This window comes from Streptococcus sp. OH4692_COT-348, assembly GCF_003859975.1.
In the GTDB taxonomy this organism is placed as follows: domain Bacteria; phylum Bacillota; class Bacilli; order Lactobacillales; family Streptococcaceae; genus Streptococcus.
Genome location: NZ_RQZB01000003.1, coordinates 14484 through 34610, shown reverse-complemented (window position 1 = coordinate 34610; position 20127 = coordinate 14484). Strand labels below are relative to the sequence as shown.

Annotated in this window: 16 protein-coding genes and 3 tRNA genes; 7 read left to right on the top strand and 12 right to left on the bottom strand. The window is 34.9% G+C overall.

Features of this window, described 5'->3' with window-relative positions:
• Positions 1 to 1284 (bottom strand): EF-P 5-aminopentanol modification-associated protein YfmH, encoded by a 1284-nt coding sequence (yfmH, locus tag EII37_RS02080; RefSeq protein WP_124787432.1) that lies wholly within the window; start codon positions 1282 to 1284, stop codon positions 1 to 3.
• On the bottom strand, positions 1281 to 2531 hold the full coding sequence (yfmF, locus tag EII37_RS02075; protein WP_124787431.1) for an EF-P 5-aminopentanol modification-associated protein YfmF: 1251 nt from the start codon (positions 2529 to 2531) through the stop codon (positions 1281 to 1283). Before yfmF ends, yfmH begins: the two co-directional genes overlap by 4 nt.
• 158 nt (positions 2532 to 2689) lie before the next feature.
• Between yfmF and yaaA the strand changes: the two genes are divergently transcribed.
• Together yaaA and recF are read left to right on the top strand one after the other, a co-directional pair.
• On the top strand, positions 2690 to 3058 hold the full coding sequence (gene yaaA / locus EII37_RS02070; protein ID WP_124787430.1) for a S4 domain-containing protein YaaA: 369 nt from the start codon (positions 2690 to 2692) through the stop codon (positions 3056 to 3058).
• Positions 3059 to 3060: 2 nt separating this feature from the next.
• Positions 3061 to 4158 carry a DNA replication/repair protein RecF gene (gene recF, locus EII37_RS02065; RefSeq protein WP_124787429.1) on the top strand — a complete coding sequence of 366 codons (1098 nt, stop codon included), beginning with the start codon at positions 3061 to 3063 and terminating at the stop codon, positions 4156 to 4158.
• Between the two features lie 50 nt (positions 4159 to 4208).
• Here the strand turns inward: recF and guaB are convergent, their stop codons facing one another.
• Together guaB and trpS are read right to left on the bottom strand one after the other, a co-directional pair.
• Positions 4209 to 5687 (bottom strand): IMP dehydrogenase, encoded by a 1479-nt coding sequence (gene guaB / locus EII37_RS02060; RefSeq protein WP_124787428.1) that lies wholly within the window; start codon positions 5685 to 5687, stop codon positions 4209 to 4211.
• 151 nt (positions 5688 to 5838) lie between these two features.
• Positions 5839 to 6864 carry a tryptophan--tRNA ligase gene (gene trpS, locus EII37_RS02055; RefSeq protein WP_124787427.1) on the bottom strand — a complete coding sequence of 342 codons (1026 nt, stop codon included), beginning with the start codon at positions 6862 to 6864 and terminating at the stop codon, positions 5839 to 5841.
• Between the two features lie 205 nt (positions 6865 to 7069).
• Here trpS and EII37_RS02050 point away from each other — a divergent pair, with 205 nt between their 5' ends.
• Positions 7070 to 8692, top strand: coding sequence for an ATP-binding cassette domain-containing protein (locus EII37_RS02050; RefSeq protein ID WP_000958774.1), 1623 nt, complete (start codon positions 7070 to 7072; stop codon positions 8690 to 8692).
• Between the two features lie 61 nt (positions 8693 to 8753).
• Positions 8754 to 11297: a YfhO family protein gene (locus tag EII37_RS02045; RefSeq protein ID WP_124787426.1), complete on the top strand. Its 2544-nt coding sequence runs from the start codon at positions 8754 to 8756 to the stop codon at positions 11295 to 11297.
• Between the two features lie 31 nt (positions 11298 to 11328).
• Here EII37_RS02045 and EII37_RS02040 read toward each other — a convergent pair whose 3' ends face one another.
• A complete protein-coding gene (locus EII37_RS02040; RefSeq protein ID WP_124787425.1) occupies positions 11329 to 13968 on the bottom strand; it encodes a YhgE/Pip domain-containing protein in 2640 nt (879 codons plus the stop codon).
• Between the two features lie 126 nt (positions 13969 to 14094).
• Between EII37_RS02040 and EII37_RS02035 the strand changes: the two genes are divergently transcribed.
• On the top strand, positions 14095 to 14637 hold the full coding sequence (locus tag EII37_RS02035; RefSeq protein ID WP_000665088.1) for a TetR/AcrR family transcriptional regulator: 543 nt from the start codon (positions 14095 to 14097) through the stop codon (positions 14635 to 14637).
• A gap of 40 nt (positions 14638 to 14677) precedes the next feature.
• Here EII37_RS02035 and EII37_RS02030 read toward each other — a convergent pair.
• The 7 genes from EII37_RS02030 to rlmH form a co-directional block, all read right to left on the bottom strand.
• Positions 14678 to 14751: transfer RNA gene (locus tag EII37_RS02030), tRNA-Asn, on the bottom strand.
• A 5-nt stretch (positions 14752 to 14756) separates the two neighbouring features.
• Positions 14757 to 14828: transfer RNA gene (locus tag EII37_RS02025), tRNA-Glu, on the bottom strand.
• 51 nt (positions 14829 to 14879) lie between these two features.
• On the bottom strand, positions 14880 to 15632 hold the full coding sequence (gene comE / locus EII37_RS02020; RefSeq protein WP_124787424.1) for a competence system response regulator transcription factor ComE: 753 nt from the start codon (positions 15630 to 15632) through the stop codon (positions 14880 to 14882).
• Positions 15629 to 16954, bottom strand: coding sequence for a competence system sensor histidine kinase ComD (comD, locus tag EII37_RS02015; RefSeq protein WP_124787423.1), 1326 nt, complete (start codon positions 16952 to 16954; stop codon positions 15629 to 15631). The genes comE and comD overlap by 4 nt, the downstream gene beginning before the upstream one ends.
• Positions 16955 to 16966: 12 nt before the next feature.
• Positions 16967 to 17089 carry a competence-stimulating peptide ComC gene (gene comC / locus EII37_RS02010; RefSeq protein WP_033682539.1) on the bottom strand — a complete coding sequence of 41 codons (123 nt, stop codon included), beginning with the start codon at positions 17087 to 17089 and terminating at the stop codon, positions 16967 to 16969.
• A gap of 169 nt (positions 17090 to 17258) precedes the next feature.
• Positions 17259 to 17332, bottom strand: a tRNA-Arg gene (locus EII37_RS02005).
• A gap of 43 nt (positions 17333 to 17375) precedes the next feature.
• A complete protein-coding gene (rlmH, locus tag EII37_RS02000; RefSeq protein WP_033682541.1) occupies positions 17376 to 17855 on the bottom strand; it encodes a 23S rRNA (pseudouridine(1915)-N(3))-methyltransferase RlmH in 480 nt (159 codons plus the stop codon).
• Positions 17856 to 18038: 183 nt separating this feature from the next.
• Here rlmH and EII37_RS01995 point away from each other — a divergent pair, with 183 nt between their 5' ends.
• Together EII37_RS01995 and EII37_RS01990 are read left to right on the top strand one after the other, a co-directional pair.
• Positions 18039 to 19220, top strand: coding sequence for a S1C family serine protease (locus EII37_RS01995; RefSeq protein WP_124787422.1), 1182 nt, complete (start codon positions 18039 to 18041; stop codon positions 19218 to 19220).
• Positions 19221 to 19277: 57 nt separating this feature from the next.
• Positions 19278 to 20036: a ParB/RepB/Spo0J family partition protein gene (locus EII37_RS01990; RefSeq protein ID WP_084950576.1), complete on the top strand. Its 759-nt coding sequence runs from the start codon at positions 19278 to 19280 to the stop codon at positions 20034 to 20036.
• Positions 20037 to 20127: the final 91 nt, after the last annotated feature.

Below are 20127 nucleotides of genomic sequence, written 5' to 3'. Positions count from 1 at the left end.
CTATGATGGAAATATTGTAAAATCAACTATGTCACCATCATCTATTAAATGGTGTCCAGCATCAAGGACATCCTCTAAAGTAATTTCCTGTAAAATTTTCGGCAAATCAAAGATTGTCTCACCTTGTCCAAAAGCATCATATTGCGTTGCAATAAATTCAAGAGAGTTCATGCTACTGAAAAATTCTCCAAACATCTCTCTTTTTATAGTATCTAGATGATCCTCTGTAATATCTAAATCCTTTTTAAAATTACGAATGGCCTTCCTAAACTGATGAGATAACGCAACTGGCTCTTTTGTATCCATTGTCAACATAACAAAATGAAAACGACTTGTTACTTCAACTTCAAGAGATAAGGACGCATCAATTTTACCTGATTCATATAATTTCTGAAAACGATCCGAAGTCCAACCAAACATCATTGCAAATAATAATTTTAATAAAATATGATATCGATAGCAATTTTCCTCAGCAACTTTTCTCTTACCTCTAACACCAATCGCTAGTTTGGGAGAAGACACTTCCATTCTCATACTGTCTGTGTGCTTTACATCTTGTAAAACAAACTTTTCTCTTGCTACTTCCTGAACATCTAAATCTTCCAGTTCTTTTCTTTCAAAATAGTCCTGTACTTGATCCACGTCAAAATTGCCAACTAAAAATAGAGACATGTTTACAGGTTTGTAAAACCTTGTAAAATTTTCTTGCAAATTAGTTAGATTGATTTGGGAAATGGACTCCTCACTTCCAACTATATCAGTTGCTAAAGGTGTCCCAGGATACAAATTCGCTAAAGTTGAAAAGAATAAACACGAATCTGGATTATCTTGATACATTTCTCGTTCTTGCTGAATAATATCCTGCTCTCTTAAAATGGAATCTTCAGTAAAATGTGCTGATGTTACCAATTCATCAAGTAACTCTAAATTTTCTAAAAAATGATCCGTTGCTGAAAAAAGATAGCTTGTTTTTGTAAAGCTTGTAAAGGCATTGCTATCCGCACCTAGACTCGTAAAAGCTGACATCAAATCGCTAGCATCTTCTCTCTCAAATAATTTATGTTCAAGAAAATGAGCAATTCCTCCAGGATATTCTTCTACATCTCCGTCAACTTCTGTGACAAACGTATCTACCGAACCAAACTGTACAGTTACACTACCGTAAACCTCTTTAAATTCCTTTTTAGGCAAAAGAGCAACTGTCAATCCATTTGACAAACGAGTTCGATAAACTATTTCTTTTACAGCTGGATAGTATTTTTCTTCAAAAACAACCTTTGTCATTCTATTCCTTCCATAAAGTAAATCGCTTGTAGTTTCACATTATTAGCTGCTCTACAAATAGCCTCTTTGTCAACTTGATCGAGTTTTGCAATCCAACTTTTAAAGTCTGCTGAAGATTTTCCAAGTAAGGCATTTTGATAAGCACGTTCAATCAATGAAGATTGATTATCTTGAGAAAGTAATAAAGACCGACGAATCATTTCTTTGGTCTGCTCTAACTCAATCTCTGTAAAATATCCTTTTTTTAAATCAATCAGTTGATTATTCATCATTTTACGAGCCTGGTTCCGATTTTCTCGATTGATACCAGCATACATCCTCAAGAATCCACTAAACAAATCGAGCTGACTTGAAATAGTATAAGCCAATCCAGCATTTTCACGGACATTTGTAAATAGTTTAGAGTGAGCAAATTCGCCAAGTAAACCATTCATTACAATCATGGGTAAATGTTGCTCATCACCATATTCAGAAGGACAATGATAACCTAATTCCAAAATGGATTGTCCCACATTTTTCCGAACCATACCTTCCTGCAGGATATTGGAATAAGGTTGACAATACTGAACCGTCACATCTCCTTCTCGACCTTTAAAGCCAAATGATTCTAATACATTTTGAATTTCAACCTCATTAAAATCACCTAGGAAAAAGAAATCTATTCGATCATTGTCCAAAAATTCTTGGAAACAAGAATAAGAACTTTGTGGAGTTTCAGCTAAAATACGATTTCGTAAATCACTATATTCCAATTTGAGACGTTCATCATGAAAAAATAAATTATCTAATTCTTTATGTGCGAAATAAAAAGAATCATCCATATCAGCTGCTAAACTTGTTAGCAATTGTTTTTTCTCAATTTCAAATAAGGCCGAATCAAACCCATTGTCAACTACTACCGGTGAAAAAAGAGTTTCTTTTACAAGTTCCAAAACCTGAGAAGTTAGAACATTTTTCCTACTTAAAAACTCATCACGAACATAGGTAAATGTCAATTCTACAATGTGACTTTGCCCTCTTCTGAAACAATTGGTTGACATATCTGTACCGTATAGACTGGCCAAATGTCTTCTCAAATTTTGAGAAGTGGGATACATCTGATTAGCAGTCTCTAGCATACTCGCACTCAACATGCGACCTGCAATCGTATCAAGGAATAATGGAGCGGTAAAACGCACGGTGATTTTGTTCGTTTTAAACTTTTTTGATTGGATAAAATGTGTTGAAATTCCATGCACTAACTCCATGATTTACCTCCTTATATACAGACTTCTATTATATCACGAAAACCTGAAATTTTCTTGTTCTCTGTAACACTTTTGAAATAAAAATCGCTTACATTATTCCTTGTTTCTCTAACTATTTTTAGGAAAATATGGTATAATACCAAAGATTGAGGTGAATTATGGAATACAAATTATTTGAAGAATTTATTACCCTCCAAGCACTACTCAAAGAACTTGGAATTACACATAGCGGAGGAGCTATCAAATCATTTCTCTCTGAATATTCTGTTTACTTTAATGGGGAATTAGAGAGTCGTCGTGGTAAAAAACTTCGTATTGGCGATAAAGTTGACATCCCTGACATGAATATTGACATCTTGTTGACACAACCTACTTCTGAAGAACAAGATGAATACCAAGCTGATAAAGTTGAAAAAGAACGAATCGCTAAACTTGTTAAGGAGATGAATAAAGGAGTAAAAAAAGACAACTCTAAACCTATTTCATCACCAAAAATCAAACAAGCTCCACGATTCCCTGGTAGATAATCATGTGGCTACAACACCTATCTCTCAAAACTTTTCGTAACTACAAAGAGACGAAAATAGACTTTAATCCTAAATTAAATATCTTTTTAGGACGCAATGCACAAGGTAAAACAAATATGTTAGAGGCTATCTATTTTTTAGCCTTAACGCGTAGTCATCGAACTCGAACAGATAAAAATCTCATTCATTTTGATGAGGAACAACTTCATCTTTCAGGTCTCGTTCAGAAAAAAACTGGGTCTATTCCCCTCGAAATCGAACTAACACAAAAAGGCCGTGTAACAAAAGTTAATCACTTAAAACAGGCACGCCTTTCAGATTATGTCGGACACATGAATGTTGTCTTATTTGCTCCTGAAGATCTACAACTAATTAAAGGATCACCTTCAGTTCGACGAAAATTCATTGATATGGAGCTTGGACAAATTAAGCCCATCTATCTATCAGACTTAACCAATTATAACCACATCCTAAAACAAAGAAACACTTATCTAAAATCAGTTCAAAAAATAGATGAAACCTTCCTTTCAGTCTTAGATGATCAGCTAATTGATTATGGATGTCGTGTAATGAATCACCGCTTAGATTTCATAAAAAAACTAGAAGCATTTGGTCGTAAGAAACATTTTGAACTTTCTAATCAGATTGAAGAGCTGTCAATATCCTATCAATCTTCTGTAAAGCCAACTGACAAAGAAGACTTATCAGAATCTTTCAAAATTTCTTTAGAAAAAAGTAGGTCCAGAGATTTATTTAAGAAGAATACTGGTGTTGGTCCTCATCGAGATGATATTTCTTTTTATATAAATGGGATGGATGCTAGTTTTGGAAGTCAAGGTCAACATCGTAGTCTCGTCCTCTCGATAAAATTAGCAGAAATCGAATTAATGGAAAGTATTACTACAGAATCTCCAATATTACTGCTTGACGATGTTATGAGCGAACTTGATAACACTCGACAACTAAAATTATTAGAAACGATTTCTCAGTCAATCCAAACCTTTATTACAACAACAAGCTTAGATCATCTTCGAAATCTGCCAGAAAATCTAAGTATTTTCACTATTCAAGATGGTAAAGTTATTGTAAATGAAACTTGACAACATTGTAAAAGAACTCCTGTTTCCACGGGAGTTCTTTTCATTGTTTTTTACATAGAATAATTTGGTGCCTCATTAGTAATTTGTACATCATGAGGATGGCTTTCTTTCAAACCAGCACCAGACATTTCAATAAATTGAGCATTATCGTGTAGTTCTTTAAGGTTAGCTGCACCACAGTAACCCATACCAGAGCGAATACCTCCAATCATTTGGAAGACAATATCAGCTGCCGCACCTTTATAAGCAACACGACCTTCAATTCCTTCTGGAACAAGTTTGTTTGCTTCATTGATAGAACCTTGGAAGTAACGATCGCTTGAACCTTTCTTCATAGCAGCAATTGATCCCATACCACGGTAAGTCTTAAACTTACGTCCTTGGAAGATTTCAGTTTCGCCTGGAGCTTCATCAGTTCCAGCAAACATTGATCCAAGCATAACTGCATTTCCACCTGCAGCAAGGGCTTTTACAATATCTCCAGAATACTTGATTCCACCGTCAGCAATAATCGTTTTACCATATTCACGCGCAACAGCTGCAGCATCGTAGATAGCTGTTACTTGCGGAACACCAACACCAGCAATCACACGAGTCGTACAGATAGAACCTGGTCCAATCCCAACCTTGACAACGTCCACACCTGCTTCGTAAAGTGCACGCGCTCCCTCAGCAGTAGCAATATTTCCAGCAATCAAAGTACGATCTGGGAAGTGAGCACGAATCTCAGCAATTTTACGCAAGACACCTGCAGAATGACCATGTGCAGTATCAATAACAATCGCATCCGCTCCTGCTTCAAAAAGAGCCTCTGCACGTTCAAATGTATCTGAAGTAACACCTACTGCACCTGCAACTAGTAGACGACCAAACTCATCTTTAGCAGCATTTGGAAACTCAATAACTTTTTCAATATCTTTGATAGTAATCAAACCAGAAAGACGACCTTCTTCATCTACCAAAGGAAGCTTTTCAATACGGTGTTCTTGAAGAATACTCTCAGCTGTTGCAAGATCTGTACCCACAGGAGCAGTAACAAGATTTTCACTGGTCATATGATTTGAGATTGGTTGGTTATAGTCTGAAATAAAACGAAGATCTCGGTTTGTCAAAATACCAACCAATTTACGATTTTCAAGTGTTTCAACAACTGGAACACCACTGATGCGGTAACGACCCATAAGCTCATCTGCTTCAGCAATTGTATGTTCAGGCGTCAAGAAGAACGGATCAATAATAACTCCATTTTCAGAACGTTTTACCTTACGAACCTCTTCTGCTTGTTGAGCAATTGACATGTTTTTATGGATAACTCCGAGACCGCCTGCACGAGCAATAGCAATGGCCATTTGACTCTCTGTAACTGTGTCCATGGCAGCGGTAATAATTGGGATATTTAAAGTCAAATTATCTGCCAATTTAGTTGTTAAATCAGCATCGTTAGGCAACACATGACTTTCAGCTGGAATAAGCAATACATCATCAAAGGTAAAACCTTTTTTCAAAAATTTAGTGTCCCAATTAGACATTCGAAGTTTCCTCTTTTCTTTCTTTTTGAGCTTGACTCTTTTTATATTGTATCTATCATACCATTCTATAAAAATTTGTCAAATGTTACAGGGGTAAATAAAAAACTATCTTTTCTTTCTGATAGAAATGATAGTTTCTTGTAAAATAAACTTAGTTAAAGTAATGAAGTCCCATTGCTCCTTTAACCTCAGATAGGGTTTGACCTGCAACTTCACGCGCTCTTTCACTACCTTTTTGAAGCATATTATAAACTTCTCCCATATCTTTAGCAAATTCGATACGGCGCTCACGAATAGGACCCAGTTCACGTTCTAATATTTCAAGTAGATAACGCTTTGTCTTCACATCACCAAGACCACCTCGTTGATAATGTTCTTTCATGTCAGCAATTTCTTGAGCATCTTCTGGACGACCGAAAACATCTAGATAATGGAAAACCATATTTCCTTCAATTTTACCTGGATCCTCAATGCGGATATGATCTGGATCTGTATACATACTCATTACTTTTTTACGCAAAGTATCCGCATCATCAGCTAAATAAATACCATTATTGAGTGATTTAGACATTTTAGCATTTCCATCTAAACCAGGCAAACGCCCTGCCCTCTCATTTTCTGGATAAATACCTTCCGGCTCTACCAAGACATCACAGTTATATGCATTGTTAAACGAACGAACAATTTCACGAGTTTGCTCAATCATTGGTTTCTGATCTGTCCCAACAGGAACATAATTAGCCTTGAAAGCTGTGATATCAGCTGCTTGAGCTATTGGATAGACCAAGAATCCTGTCGGAATGCTTTCTCCAAATCCTTTCTGAGCAATTTCTGTCTTGACAGTTGGATTACGCTCTAGACGTGCTAATGAAACCAGATTCATATAATACATAGACAACTCAGCTAACTCTGGAATCTGGCTTTGAATAAAAATAGTTGACTTACTTGGATCCAATCCAACTGCAAGGTAATCCAAAGCCACATTTCCGATAGATTCTACAATGGTTTGAGGGTCTTTAGCATGATCTGTCAAAGCTTGTTGGTCAGCCAAGAACACAAACATGTCATACTTATCCTCTTCCTGTAATAATACTCGATTTTTGAGACTTCCAACATAATGGCCAATATGCAATTTTCCTGTTGGACGGTCTCCTGTTAAAATAATGGGTTTAGTCATTTTGTTCTCCTTCGATATGGTCCCTTCAATTATAGCATTTTTTTAATGAAATAACCGAAATTTATCAAAATAAATCAACCTTGCTATTTACGGAACCGTGTAAAGAATACTGTAAACCTAATTTACATAAAATTGACAGATAAAAATTTGAATATTTCCGTATTTTCTAGTAGAATAAATATATTACACATATAGGAGAAAAATATTGCTTACAGTATCTGATGTTTCACTACGTTTTAGTGATCGCAAACTTTTTGATGATGTCAATATCAAATTTACAGAAGGAAATACTTATGGATTAATCGGTGCTAATGGTGCCGGAAAATCAACCTTTTTAAAAATTTTAGCTGGAGATATCGAACCTACTACTGGTCACATATCTCTTGGTCCAGATGAACGTCTCTCTGTTCTTCGTCAAAATCACTTTGACTATGAAGATGAACGTGCCATTGATGTTGTTATCATGGGAAATGAAAAACTTTATAGCATCATGAAAGAGAAAGATGCCATCTACATGAAGGAAGATTTCTCAGATGAAGATGGAGTGCGTGCTGCCGAACTTGAAGGAGAGTTTGCCGAGCTTGGAGGATGGGAAGCAGAAAGTGAAGCCTCTCAACTCCTTCAAAACCTAAATATCCCAGAAGAATTGCACTATCAAAATATGAGCGAATTGGCCAACGGTGAAAAAGTAAAAGTTCTCCTTGCTAAAGCACTTTTTGGTAAACCCGATGTTCTTCTTTTGGACGAGCCTACCAACGGTTTGGATATCCAATCAATTACATGGCTAGAAGACTTCTTGATTGATTTTGATAACACTGTTATCGTAGTATCCCACGACCGTCACTTCTTAAACAAAGTATGCACTCACATGGCCGACCTTGACTTTGGAAAAATCAAACTCTATGTCGGAAACTATGACTTCTGGAAGGAATCTTCTGAGCTCGCTGCTAAATTGCTAGCAGACCGTAATGCTAAAGCAGAAGAAAAAATTAAGCAATTGCAAGAATTCGTAGCTCGTTTCTCTGCCAATGCTTCCAAATCAAGACAAGCAACATCACGTAAGAAAATGCTTGATAAGATTGAGCTAGAAGAGATTGTGCCATCTAGTCGTAAATATCCATTTATCAACTTTAAAGCGGAGCGTGAGATTGGTAATGATCTCCTGACAGTAGAAAATCTAACTGTAAAGATTGATGGTGAGACTATTTTAGATAATATCAGTTTTATCTTGCGTCCAGGTGATAAGACAGCTCTTATTGGTCAAAATGACATCCAAACGACTGCATTAATTCGTGCAATCATGGGGGACATTGACTATGAAGGAACTGTCAAATGGGGAGTTACTACTAGCCGTTCTTACTTGCCAAAAGATAACTCGGCCGATTTTGCAGGGGGAGAGTCAATCCTTGATTGGTTGCGTCAATTCGCAAGTAAAGAAGAAGATGACAATACTTTCCTACGTGGCTTCCTCGGCCGTATGCTCTTCTCTGGAGATGAGGTTAACAAACCTGTAAATGTCTTGTCAGGGGGAGAAAAAGTGCGTGTCATGCTTTCAAAACTCATGCTCTTGAAATCAAATGTCCTTGTACTTGATGATCCAACCAATCACTTGGACTTGGAATCTATCTCAAGCTTGAACGATGGATTGAAAAACTTCAAAGAATCAATCATATTTGCCAGTCATGACCACGAATTTATTCAAACTCTAGCTAACCATATCATTGTCTTGTCTAAAAATGGCGTCATTGACCGTATCGATGAAACCTATGATGAATTCCTAGAAAATGCAGAAGTACAAGCAAAAGTTAAAGAACTTTGGAAAGACTAAATAAAACTTCAAAACTCAGTTGGGTTAACCAGCTGAGTTTTCTAACATTTTATGAGGTAACATGAAATTATTTTTTAAAACATATTGGACCTATTTTGTTTCTTTTATCATTCCCATAATCATTATGATAGGAGTATATCTATCTCAAGGTATCTACTGGAATAGCGACAACTCTCCTCTATTAGGAGATGGCTTTCATCAATACGTTATTTTTGATATAGCTCTAAGAAATATCCTACATGGAAATGGTAGTTTGTTTTACACCTTTACAAGTGGCCTCGGATTAAATTTCTATGCCCTATCTAGTTATTACTTGGGTAGTTTCCTTTCACCACTAGTTTACTTTTTTGATCTAACTAATATGCCTGATGCTGTCTATCTGACAACTCTCTTAAAATTTGGATTGATTGGACTGTCAACTTACTTTAGTTTAAATAAATTATTTCAATCGATTCCTAAGCCTTTAAAACTAGCTTTATCTACTTCCTATGCTTTGATGAGTTTCACTGTCAGTCAATTAGAGATAAAAACCTGGCTAGATGTTTTTATCTTGATTCCTTTAATTATAACTGGTTTACATCTACTGATAACTGAAAAAAAAATCCTATTGTACTTTACAAGTCTGTCAATCTTATTTATCCAAAACTATTATTTTGGCTATATGACAGCATTGTTTCTTATTTTCTGGTATCTCTGTCAAATTTCGTGGGACTTTAAAACCCGAAAATCATCTGTTCTTGATTTTGTCGTGACCTCCTTTTTAGCTGGTATGGCTAGTTTGATTCTGACTCTTCCTATTCTGTTTGATTTACAGACACATGGAGAAAAATTAACTGAAGTTACAAAGTTTCAAACTGAAAGTAGCTGGTATCTTGATCTCTTTGCTAAGCAATTCATTGGTTCCTTTGACACAACAAAGTATGGGGCCATTCCAATGATTTTTGTTGGACTACTTCCCTTTATTTTGACCATTTTATTTTTTACGCTGAAATCCATTAAGTTTCACGTGAAACTTATCTATGCAATCTTCTTTGCATTTCTAATTGCTAGCTTTTATATAGAAGCTCTTGATTTATTTTGGCAAGGCATGCATACTCCAAACATGTTTTTACATCGCTATGCTTGGATTTTCTCTACCTTGTTAATTTACACAGCAGCAGAAGTCTTAAAGCGTCTGAAAGAACTTAAAGTCTGGAATTTTTTAGTTTCGCTTTTTCTTATAGTAATAGGATTTTTAGCTACCATCTATCTAAAATCACATTATTCTTTTTTAACAGATTTGAATATTCTGCTTACTCTTGAATTTTTGATTGTCTATTCGCTTTTACTCCTTGCAGTTATCAAAAAGTTTATCTCTGTGAATCTGTTTACCATTCTAATCTCTTTATTTATAATGGTTGAAATGAGTTTAAATGCTTCATCTCAAATGGACGGAATTGCTAAGGAATGGGGATTTGCTTCTCGAAGTGCTTATAGTAGAGATATCCCAGCTATGGAATCTTTCTCAACATATATTGAGAATCAATTTACTCGTACTGAGAAACTAGAAACTCAGACAGGAAATGACAGTATGAAATTCAACTACAATGGAATCTCTCAATTTTCATCTGTTCGAAATCGTTCAGCAAGCTCTACTTTGGATAAACTTGGGTTTAAATCCTCTGGGACTAATCTCAATCTCCGCTATGCAAATAATAGTATCTTGGCTGATAGTTTATTTGGTATCCAGTACAATATCTCAGACAGTACTATTGATAAGTATGGTTTTAAAGATATCTATCAAAAAGATAATCTTACCCTATATGAAAATCAATACTCTCTTCCGATTGCATTTGCTAGTCAATCTGTTTACAATGATGTCAAGTTCAATGAACATACCTTGGATAATCAGGCCTCATTTTTAAATCAACTTGCTAACGTCAATTTTGATTATTTTTATCCAATCCCTTATGACAAAACAGAAAATACTGATGATTTGATTAGTGTTACAAGTTCTTCAAATGAGGATGCAGCAATCCAGTATCAAATTGAGGCACCAGAAAACAGCCAAGTTTATCTTTCTTTCACAAACCTTCACTCTTCTAATGATAAACAAAAGAAGGTTGACATTCTTGTAAATGGTGAAAAAAAGACTTTTACAACTGATAATGTTTTCTCCTTCTTTAATCTAGGCTATACAAAAGAGAAAAAAACTTTCAATATTAATGTTAGCTTCCCTGGAAATTCACAAGTATCATTTGAATCTCCTACCTTCTACCGTTTATATACCAAAACTTTAACTGAGGCAATTCAAAAAATCAAAGAACAACCTGTCACAGTATCAACTTCTAAAAATAAGGTTTTTGCTACATATGATGTCCAACAAGATACGTCCATTTTCTTCACCATTCCTTATGACAAAGGTTGGTCTGCCTACCAAGATGGTAAGAAAATAGAAATTAAACAAGCTCAAACTGGATTTATGAAAGTTGATGTTCCCAAGGGGAAAGGAACTATTACACTTTCCTTCATTCCCAATGGTTTTATTACTGGATCAATCTGTTCCTTTACTTCTCTCTTACTATTTGGAATCTATAATCACAGACGAAAGTCATCTAAGGCATAAAAAATCGACCAATTAATCGGTCGATTTTTTTTTAATCTTCTTCCATTTTCTTAGGTTGATAGGCTAGCATACCTAAACCAATAAATAGAGCTAGTATCACGGCAAGGAAAATAACTTGATTATGAATATTTCCTGTCATAGAAATTGTTTGTCGTAATCCAGAAACTGAATAACTCATTGGTAACCAAGGATTAATGGCTCTAAAGAAATCATTTGTCAAAGCAAGTGGGTAAGTACCTGCACTTGATGCCAACTGTAATAAAAGCAAAATAAGTGAGAAGAAAGCTCCTATACGGCTATTCCATGTTGTTAAAGCGGTCACCATGGACATGAATACTAAACTTGTTAGGATAATGAGAATAAATGTTCTCATCTCATGATTAGCTGTTAGACCAATAAGATGAACTCCTCCATATACCAAAATTCCTGCCAAAACAGCTATAATACCATTTATTTCTGCTCGAGATTTCAACCAAGCCCAACGACTCTCTGGATGACGTCCTGAAGGCAACTTCGCAAATATCATATTCGTTGATATTGCTGCAACAAAGAGAGCAACTGATATCATATAAGGAGCCATTGCGATTCCATTTACAGGAACTTGGCCATTGTCTGTTTTGGAAAGATTGAGTGGATTTGACAAAACCTCTGCATTTTTAGATTCCGTTGATACTGATTTAAGTTGATCACTAGCATTACTTAATCCTTGTCCCAAAGAAGTAACTCCTGTCTGTAAACCTTCCAATCCAGAAGTTAACTTTGTTCCACCTTCTGCTAGTTTCCCAGCTCCATCTGCCAATTTATTAGCTCCATTCTCTAATTGAGACGCACCTGAAAGTAACTGACTGGATTTATCAGCTAATTGGCCCGATCCTAACTGCAATTTATCAACTCCTGCCATTAATTCTTGACTCTTTTGATTCAATTGATTGGAGCCAGTTGATAATTTTTCAATACCAGACACTAATTCTGGAGTTTTTTCAACTAATTGACCAACTCCTGCTGTCAAGTTAGAAGATTTTTGTGTCAAGGTAGTTGAGCCTGAAACTAATTGGTTCAAACTACCTGTCAAGGTGGAATTCTTTTCACTTAGTTGACTTGCGCCTTGAGAAATTTTATCAACACCTGCAGTATATGCATTTACCCCCGATGTAATCGACTGACTAGCAGGAACTAATTTACTCGTCAATGTTCCCTGTATCTCTGTTAATCCACTTGACAATCCTGTCAAAGAAGTAGAAGCAATAAGTAATACTTGATTAGCTTGATTTTTTAATGTCGAAAGATTTGAAGATTGATTTTGTAAGTTTTCCAAACTTCCCTGTAAACCTTGTACTAAAGCTATAATTGACTGATCCGATTGAATACTGTCAGTCGAATTTTGAGATACAGAAGCGCTTATCTCAGCTTGTTGCTCACTTGTCAATGATTGATAAGCTGCTGTCGATTGAATATTGGCTAATGTAGTCGCTTTATCAGACTGAGCACTTGCTAACATTTGATTAGAAAGAGATACTATACTTAATAAAACAGAATCTAATTGTTTTGTATCTCCAACATCAATATTTTGAATAGCTTGATTTAACTGATTCAAACCAGAAAATAATTGATTAATTTGATCTTTTTGCTCAGACGAAGCATCTAACTTACTAGAAAGTTGTTGAATTCCTTCACTTAATTGCTCCACACCCATTCGAAGTGTAGCTGATTGATTAGATAACTGATTAGCACCTGTTGCAAGATTTCCCACTCTATTTGTATAGGCACTAACACCAGATGAAAATTGATTAAGACCAGCATTGAGCTGAGAAACACCGCCAGTATAGGACTCTACACCAGTATATAGTTGATTGATTCCCCTTACTAATTCAGGACTTTTAGAAGATAATTGACCTAATCCGCTATCTAATTGACTCACTGCACCAGTATATGTAACTAAACCACTATTAAAATTCCCTAAGCCAAGATGAAGTTGTTCAACACCAGAGGCATAAGGGGATAATCCTTTAGTAAACTGCTCCGTTCCATTTGAAAATGTTAAACTTGAATCTGCTAAAGAGTGTAGGTTAGTAGTTAATGTTTGACTTCCTGCCACTAACTGATTCGCTCCATCAGTTAATTTTTCACTGCCTGAAGCTGCTTGATTCATACCATCCTTTAAATCAATCATTTTGTTAAATAAAGCTTTAGTATAGGTCTCGGTTACATTGGTAGAAACATTCTGCTTTAATTGTGTCATTGCAGAATCACTCATCTTGCTTGCAATAAAGCTATGACCACTTGAAGTCTGATAATCGATTTGCATTTGCTCTGGGTGATCCGTTAAAATAGAAGCTGCTTTTTCAGATAGATCACTTGGTAAAGTCACTACCATATAATAATCACTGTCTTCTAGACCCTTCTTACCTTCTTCATCTACAAAATGAAAATCCAAGGTTTTATTTTCTTTTAAATTGGACACCATGTCTTTTCCTATAGACATGCTATTACCATTATAGGAAGCCTCTTTATCATTATTGACAACTGCCACAGGTAAGTCAGACAATTGACCATATGGATCCCACATTGATGACAAAAATATGATATTGTACATAGCGGGAATAAGAGAAATTCCTATCATGACAATAATAAAGGTTGGTTTTTTAAAAATTGCTTTCCATTCTTTAAACATAGCTTCTCCTTTTTAAACATATTGTCTAAAATTTTGATATAATAGATTATACATTAAAAAATCTAAATTACAAGATAAAAAATCTATTTTTAGACATATAGTCTAATTTGTTTATAAGGAGGAAATATGAAAGAAAGTAATAAACGCTTAAAAACAAAGCGAACTATTGAAAATGCTATGGTACAGTTACTGATGGAACAACCATTTGATCAAATTTCTACTGTCAAGTTAGCAGAAAAAGCTGGAATTAGTCGTTCCAGCTTCTATACTCACTATAAGGATAAGTATGATATGATTGAGCACTATCAAAGCAAGCTATTTCATACATTTGAATATATTTTTCAAAAACATGCTCATCACAAAAGAGACGCTATTTTAGAAGTATTTGAATATCTAGAATCAGAACCACTTCTGGCTGCTCTTCTTTCTGAAAATGGGACCAAAGAAATCCAAAATTTCTTACGAAATAAACTTCATATCATGCTCAGTACAGATTTACAAAAGCGATTTATGCAACTGAATCTCAATACCACTGAATTAGAATACAGTAGCATCTATCTAACTCACGCACTTTTTGGTGTCTGCCAAACTTGGATTGCACATGGAAAAAAAGAAAGTCCTCAAGAAATAACAGACTTCCTTATGAAGATGCTTGGTGATACAAATTGATACAAAAAGAGGAACACAGTTGTGTTCCCTTTTATCTATACTCCGCCAGTAGGACTCGAACCTACGACATCATGATTAACAGTCATGCGCTACTACCAACTGAGCTATGGCGGATAAAATAGTCCGTACGGGATTCGAACCCGTGTTACCGCCGTGAAAAGGCGGTGTCTTAACCCCTTGACCAACGGACCTTCTATCTGTAGCAGATATAACCATTATATCAATTTCTTACTAATTGTCAATCACTTTTGAGATTTTTTCTCTAAAATATCTTTCAATTTTCTAATTTTTAACCTTGAAATAGGACAGCGATGATCTTCATAGAAAACAACTTCTAGATTTTTTCGGTCAATTTCTCTAATATTGCCTATATTTACCAAAAATGACTTATGAGGAGAATAAAATCGCTGAGTATGTTTGTCCTTTTCCTGAATATCTGTCATGGTACCATAAAATTCTTTTGCAAAATTCTTACCAATAATGCGCAATTTATGAGAAACTCCTGTCGTTTCAATATACAGAATGTCATGGTAAGGAATTTTTAAATCATTTCCCTTGTAATTGTAGTCAAAATAATCTACCACATCTTCATTTTCAAGTAACATACTCTTCGTGTAGAAGATATTTTGCTCAATTCTCTTCTTAAATAACTCATCATTAATATCCTTATCAACAAAATCTAGGGCTGATACCTGGTATTTATAGGTTAGAGTCGCAAACTCTGATCGACTGGTGATAAAGACGATAATAGCGTAAGGATTGTAGTGACGAATAAACTGGGCAACTTCAAACCCTTTTTTCTCAATTCCATGAATATCAATATCTAGAAAATAAAGCTGGTTTACTTCATCATTTTCGATATATTCCTTAAATTCACGAACTTTTCCCGTTGTCTTGTATGATATTGGAATATTCGATTCTTTCGAAATTTCATCCAATATTCTCTCTAGTCTCACTTGATGTTCAATAACATCTTCTAAAATTAAAACTTTCATTCAAATTCCCTCTTAAATCTAATGATTTGTCTAAATGTACTGCCTTCCATCTCTGTTTCTAAAATAATGTTGTTGTACTTATCTAGTAGCTCTTTCACATTATTTAATCCTACTCCGCGATTTCTTCCCTTAGTTGAGAATCCTAAAGCAAATAGATCTCCTGAAGGAATCATCGTCATTTTACATGAATTCTGAATCACAATAACTGTTTCAGTTTCCATCTTAATAACTGCTACTTCCATTTGCTTTTTATAACTATCAGCCGATCCTTCGACAGCATTATTCAATAAAACACTCATGATACGAACTAAATCCAACAGGTCTATTGGTAATCTAGTAATTATATCTTTTACTTCCAGTGTAAACTCCACACCGTTATTTCGAGCATAGACAATTGACTGAGCAACCAAACTTCGTAAAGCTGAGTCTTCTATGTTGTTCAAATCAAAGTAAGTATACTTATCTGAACGTAGTTTATGATTTGCTTTGACCAAAACTTCATTGTAAACTCTGTCAATTTCCTGTAAATCACCACTGTCAATTGCCATCTGCATGCTGACAAGCATCCCAGCATAGTCATGTCGAAAACCACGGATTTCATTATACAGACCGACAATTTCATCTGTATAGTTTTGTAAATGTTTCTGTTCAAATTTCTTCTGCTTCAAAGCAATCTCTTTTTCCATTTGTTCTTTATAAGAATTCATTGCAAAGAAGGTCAAAAGTAACGAGATGAAAACAATAGATGATAAAATACTTCCAAAACTATTCAAATGTTTAATCGTACTTACCATATCTGAAACGAAAGATACAATATGGAGCAGTAGTAAAGCAAAAAATACTTTTTTCAAGAAAGGATAGAGGTAATCTTTGTCAAAATAGTTTAGTTCTAAGTGGAAATAATGAATGATTTTTAAGACAACAAAATAGGTCAACACCGTTACAACGAAAAAGAATGGGTCATGATATTGTAAAACAAAATTATCTCCTGTTATAGAGGAGAAAGTTACGGACAGAAAGTTATGAGTGCTCTCATATAAAAGAGATAGTAGTAAACTTAGGAATAATCCGCTATCCCTCTCGTACTGTTTAATCCATCGAAAATAGGAATATAAGCCCAAAGGAAATAAAAATATTTCAATCCCTAACCCATCTAAATATAGAAGATAAAAGGGAAGGCCAAGTACTACTTCTACTAGTAATGTATAAGCACCAAAAAAGAATAATTCTTTTCTATTTATTTGACCTTTACAAATTAAACGGTAACTGTGACTAATAATAAAAAAATATACTATAAAATCTACTACTAAGAAAAAATTCATTCTCCTACTCCTTTATATTCTTCTTAAGAAATTAAAGAAATTATTATTTGATCTCCTCATCTCCCCACCTTGAATCTTTTGCAAGTCTTTTTCTTTCAAGGCTACAAACTGTTCCAATTTAACTGTGTTTTTCATAATAAAATCTCCTCAATGTTTTTTCTTGTAAGCTAACTTACAAAAACTATTATACAAAATGGAATTTCGTTTTAGATAAAATTCTCTCAACTGTCATTTTTTTCTCCCCAAGTGTACTTTTTTAAGAAAAAAGCCGGGAAAATTCCCAGCTTTGCTACTATATTGATATTGATCCCAGCAGGATTCGAACCTGCGACCGTTCGCTTAGAAGGCGAATGCTCTATCCAGCTGAGCTATGAGACCTAACACAATAATTCTACCAAAAATTCAATTAAAAGTCAATTTTCTATTTATGATAGGGTGATCCCTGCTGTATTGTAAAAGCCCGATAGATTTGTTCAACAAGGACTAGTCTCATTAACTGATGGGGCAAGGTTAAACGGCCAAAACTAACAGAGAGATTGGCTCTATTTTTTACCGATGATGACAATCCTAAACTTCCCCCAATAATAAAAGTAAGGGTAGAAAATCCTTTTATAGAAGCTTCTTCTAACTGCTTACTAAATTCTTCTGAGGAGAAAGTTTTCCCTTCAATGGCTAACACAATAACAAAATCACGGTCACCAACTTTTGATAAAATTCTCTGACCTTCTATTTCTAAAATCTTTTGATTTTCTGATTCACTGGCCTTATCTGGTGTTTTTTCATCTGCTAGCTCTATCATTTCAAGCTTAGCAAATCGAGAAATTCGTTTTGAATACTCTGCAATACCATCTTTTAAATACTTTTCTTTCAGTTTCCCAACTGTTACAACTTTAATTTTCATGACTCTATTCTAACATATTCTCTATTTTTTCACACCTTATTCACAAAATAAAAGGTTAATTTTAGCCGAGAAAACCACAGATTTTTGAAAGTTATCCACAATCTGTGAAAAACTTTTGTGTTTAAGTTATAATTAAGCTAGTCAGTTTATACTTTCAGTAATTTCAAACAAATGGAGGCAAATATGAAACATCTAAAAACATTTTACAAAAAATGGTTTCAATTATTAGTCGTTATCGTCATTAGCTTTTTTAGTGGAGCCTTGGGTAGTTTTTCAATAACTCAACTAACTCAAAAAAGTGGTGTAAGTAGCTCGAACAACAATAGCACCATTACACAGACTGCCTATAAGAACGAAAATTCAACAACACAGGCTGTTAACAAAGTAAAAGATGCTGTTGTTTCTGTTATTACTTATTCAGCAAACAGACAAAATAGCGTATTTGGTAATGATGATACTAACACAGATTCTCAGCAAATCTCTAGTGAAGGCTCTGGGGTTATTTATAAAAAGAATGACAAAGAAGCTTACATTGTCACCAACAATCACGTTATAAATGGCGCTAGCAAAGTAGATATTCGTTTGTCAGATGGGACTAAAGTGCCTGGAGAAATCGTCGGAGCGGATACTTTCTCTGATATTGCTGTCGTAAAAATCTCTTCAGAAAAAGTGACTACAGTAGCTGAATTTGGTGATTCTAGTAAGCTAACCGTAGGAGAAACTGCTATTGCCATTGGTAGCCCGTTAGGTTCTGAATACGCTAATACTGTCACTCAAGGTATCGTATCTAGTCTCAATCGAAATGTATCTTTAAAATCTGAAGATGGACAAGCCATTTCTACAAAAGCTATCCAAACTGATACTGCTATTAACCCAGGTAACTCTGGCGGCCCACTGATCAATATTCAAGGGCAGGTTATCGGAATTACCTCAAGTAAAATTGCCACAAATGGAGGAACATCTGTAGAAGGCCTTGGTTTCGCAATCCCTGCAAATGATGCTATCAATATTATTGAACAGTTAGAAAAGAACGGAAAAGTGATTCGTCCAGCTTTGGGCATTCAAATGGTCAATCTCTCAAATATTAATACAAGTGATCTTAGAAGACTGAATATTCCAAGCAATGTAACATCTGGTGTAGTTGTTCGTTCTGTGCAGAGCAATATGCCTGCCAATGGTCACCTTGAAAAATACGATGTTATTACAAAAGTAGATGACAAAGACATTTCTTCATCAACAGACTTACAAAGTGCTCTTTACAATCATTCTATCGGAGACACCATTAAAATAACATACTATCGTAATGGTAAAGAAGAGACTACATCTATTAAACTTGACAAGAGTTCAGGTGATTTAGAATCTTAATTGACATCTATGTAAAGAAAACTTTACATAAAATAAAAGATGTGTTAGTGTAGAATCATGGAAAAATTTGAAATGATTTCTATCACAGATATACAAAAAAATCCCTATCAACCTCGAAAAGAATTTGATGGAGAAAAACTACATGAACTAGCACAGTCTATCAAAGAAAATGGGGTCATTCAACCGATTATTGTTCGTCAATCTCCTGTTATTGGTTATGAAATCCTTGCAGGAGAGAGACGCTATCGGGCTTCACTTTTAGCTGGTCTAAGGTCTATCCCAGCTGTTGTTAAACAGCTTTCAGATCAAGAGATGATGGTCCAGTCCATCATTGAAAATTTGCAAAGAGAAAATTTAAATCCAATAGAAGAAGCACGCGCCTATGAATCTCTTGTAGAGAAAGGATTTACCCATGCTGAAATTGCAGATAAAATGGGCAAGTCTCGTCCTTATATCAGCAACTCTATTCGCTTGCTGTCCTTGCCAGAACAGATCCTCTCAGAAGTAGAAAATGGCAAACTATCACAAGCCCATGCGCGTTCGCTAGTTGGCTTGAATAAGGAACAACAAGACTATTTCTTTCAACGAATTATAGAGGAAGACATTTCTGTAAGGAAGTTAGAAGCTCTTCTGACAGAGAAAAAACAAAAGAAACTTCAAAAAACGAATCATTTCATACAAAATGAAGAAGAACAGTTAAAAAAACTACTCGGATTAGATGTAGAAATCAAACTGTCTAAAAAAGATAGCGGAAAAATCATTATTGCTTTCTCAAATCAAGAAGAATACAGTAGAATTATCAACAGCCTGAAATAAGGCTGTTCTTTTATTTTTTTATATCACAAGGTTATCCACTATTTTTTTTAATAAAAAGCTTAATAAATCAATAGTTCCTTCCTTTATCCCC

What these genes read in the sequence shown, in the direction of transcription:
- yfmH (WP_124787432.1), bottom strand. Translation starts at nt 1,284, where the DNA reads ATGACAAAGGTTGTTTTTGAAGAAAAATACTATCCAGCTGTAAAAGAA.
- yfmF (WP_124787431.1), bottom strand. Translation starts at nt 2,531, where the DNA reads ATGGAGTTAGTGCATGGAATTTCAACACATTTTATCCAATCAAAAAAG.
- yaaA (WP_124787430.1), top strand. Translation starts at nt 2,690, where the DNA reads ATGGAATACAAATTATTTGAAGAATTTATTACCCTCCAAGCACTACTC.
- recF (WP_124787429.1), top strand. Translation starts at nt 3,061, where the DNA reads ATGTGGCTACAACACCTATCTCTCAAAACTTTTCGTAACTACAAAGAG.
- guaB (WP_124787428.1), bottom strand. Translation starts at nt 5,687, where the DNA reads ATGTCTAATTGGGACACTAAATTTTTGAAAAAAGGTTTTACCTTTGAT.
- trpS (WP_124787427.1), bottom strand. Translation starts at nt 6,864, where the DNA reads ATGACTAAACCCATTATTTTAACAGGAGACCGTCCAACAGGAAAATTG.
- EII37_RS02045 (WP_124787426.1), top strand. Translation starts at nt 8,754, where the DNA reads ATGAAATTATTTTTTAAAACATATTGGACCTATTTTGTTTCTTTTATC.
- EII37_RS02040 (WP_124787425.1), bottom strand. Translation starts at nt 13,968, where the DNA reads ATGTTTAAAGAATGGAAAGCAATTTTTAAAAAACCAACCTTTATTATT.
- EII37_RS02035 (WP_000665088.1), top strand. Translation starts at nt 14,095, where the DNA reads ATGAAAGAAAGTAATAAACGCTTAAAAACAAAGCGAACTATTGAAAAT.
- comE (WP_124787424.1), bottom strand. Translation starts at nt 15,632, where the DNA reads ATGAAAGTTTTAATTTTAGAAGATGTTATTGAACATCAAGTGAGACTA.
- comD (WP_124787423.1), bottom strand. Translation starts at nt 16,954, where the DNA reads ATGAATTTTTTCTTAGTAGTAGATTTTATAGTATATTTTTTTATTATT.
- comC (WP_033682539.1), bottom strand. Translation starts at nt 17,089, where the DNA reads ATGAAAAACACAGTTAAATTGGAACAGTTTGTAGCCTTGAAAGAAAAA.
- rlmH (WP_033682541.1), bottom strand. Translation starts at nt 17,855, where the DNA reads ATGAAAATTAAAGTTGTAACAGTTGGGAAACTGAAAGAAAAGTATTTA.
- EII37_RS01995 (WP_124787422.1), top strand. Translation starts at nt 18,039, where the DNA reads ATGAAACATCTAAAAACATTTTACAAAAAATGGTTTCAATTATTAGTC.
- EII37_RS01990 (WP_084950576.1), top strand. Translation starts at nt 19,278, where the DNA reads ATGGAAAAATTTGAAATGATTTCTATCACAGATATACAAAAAAATCCC.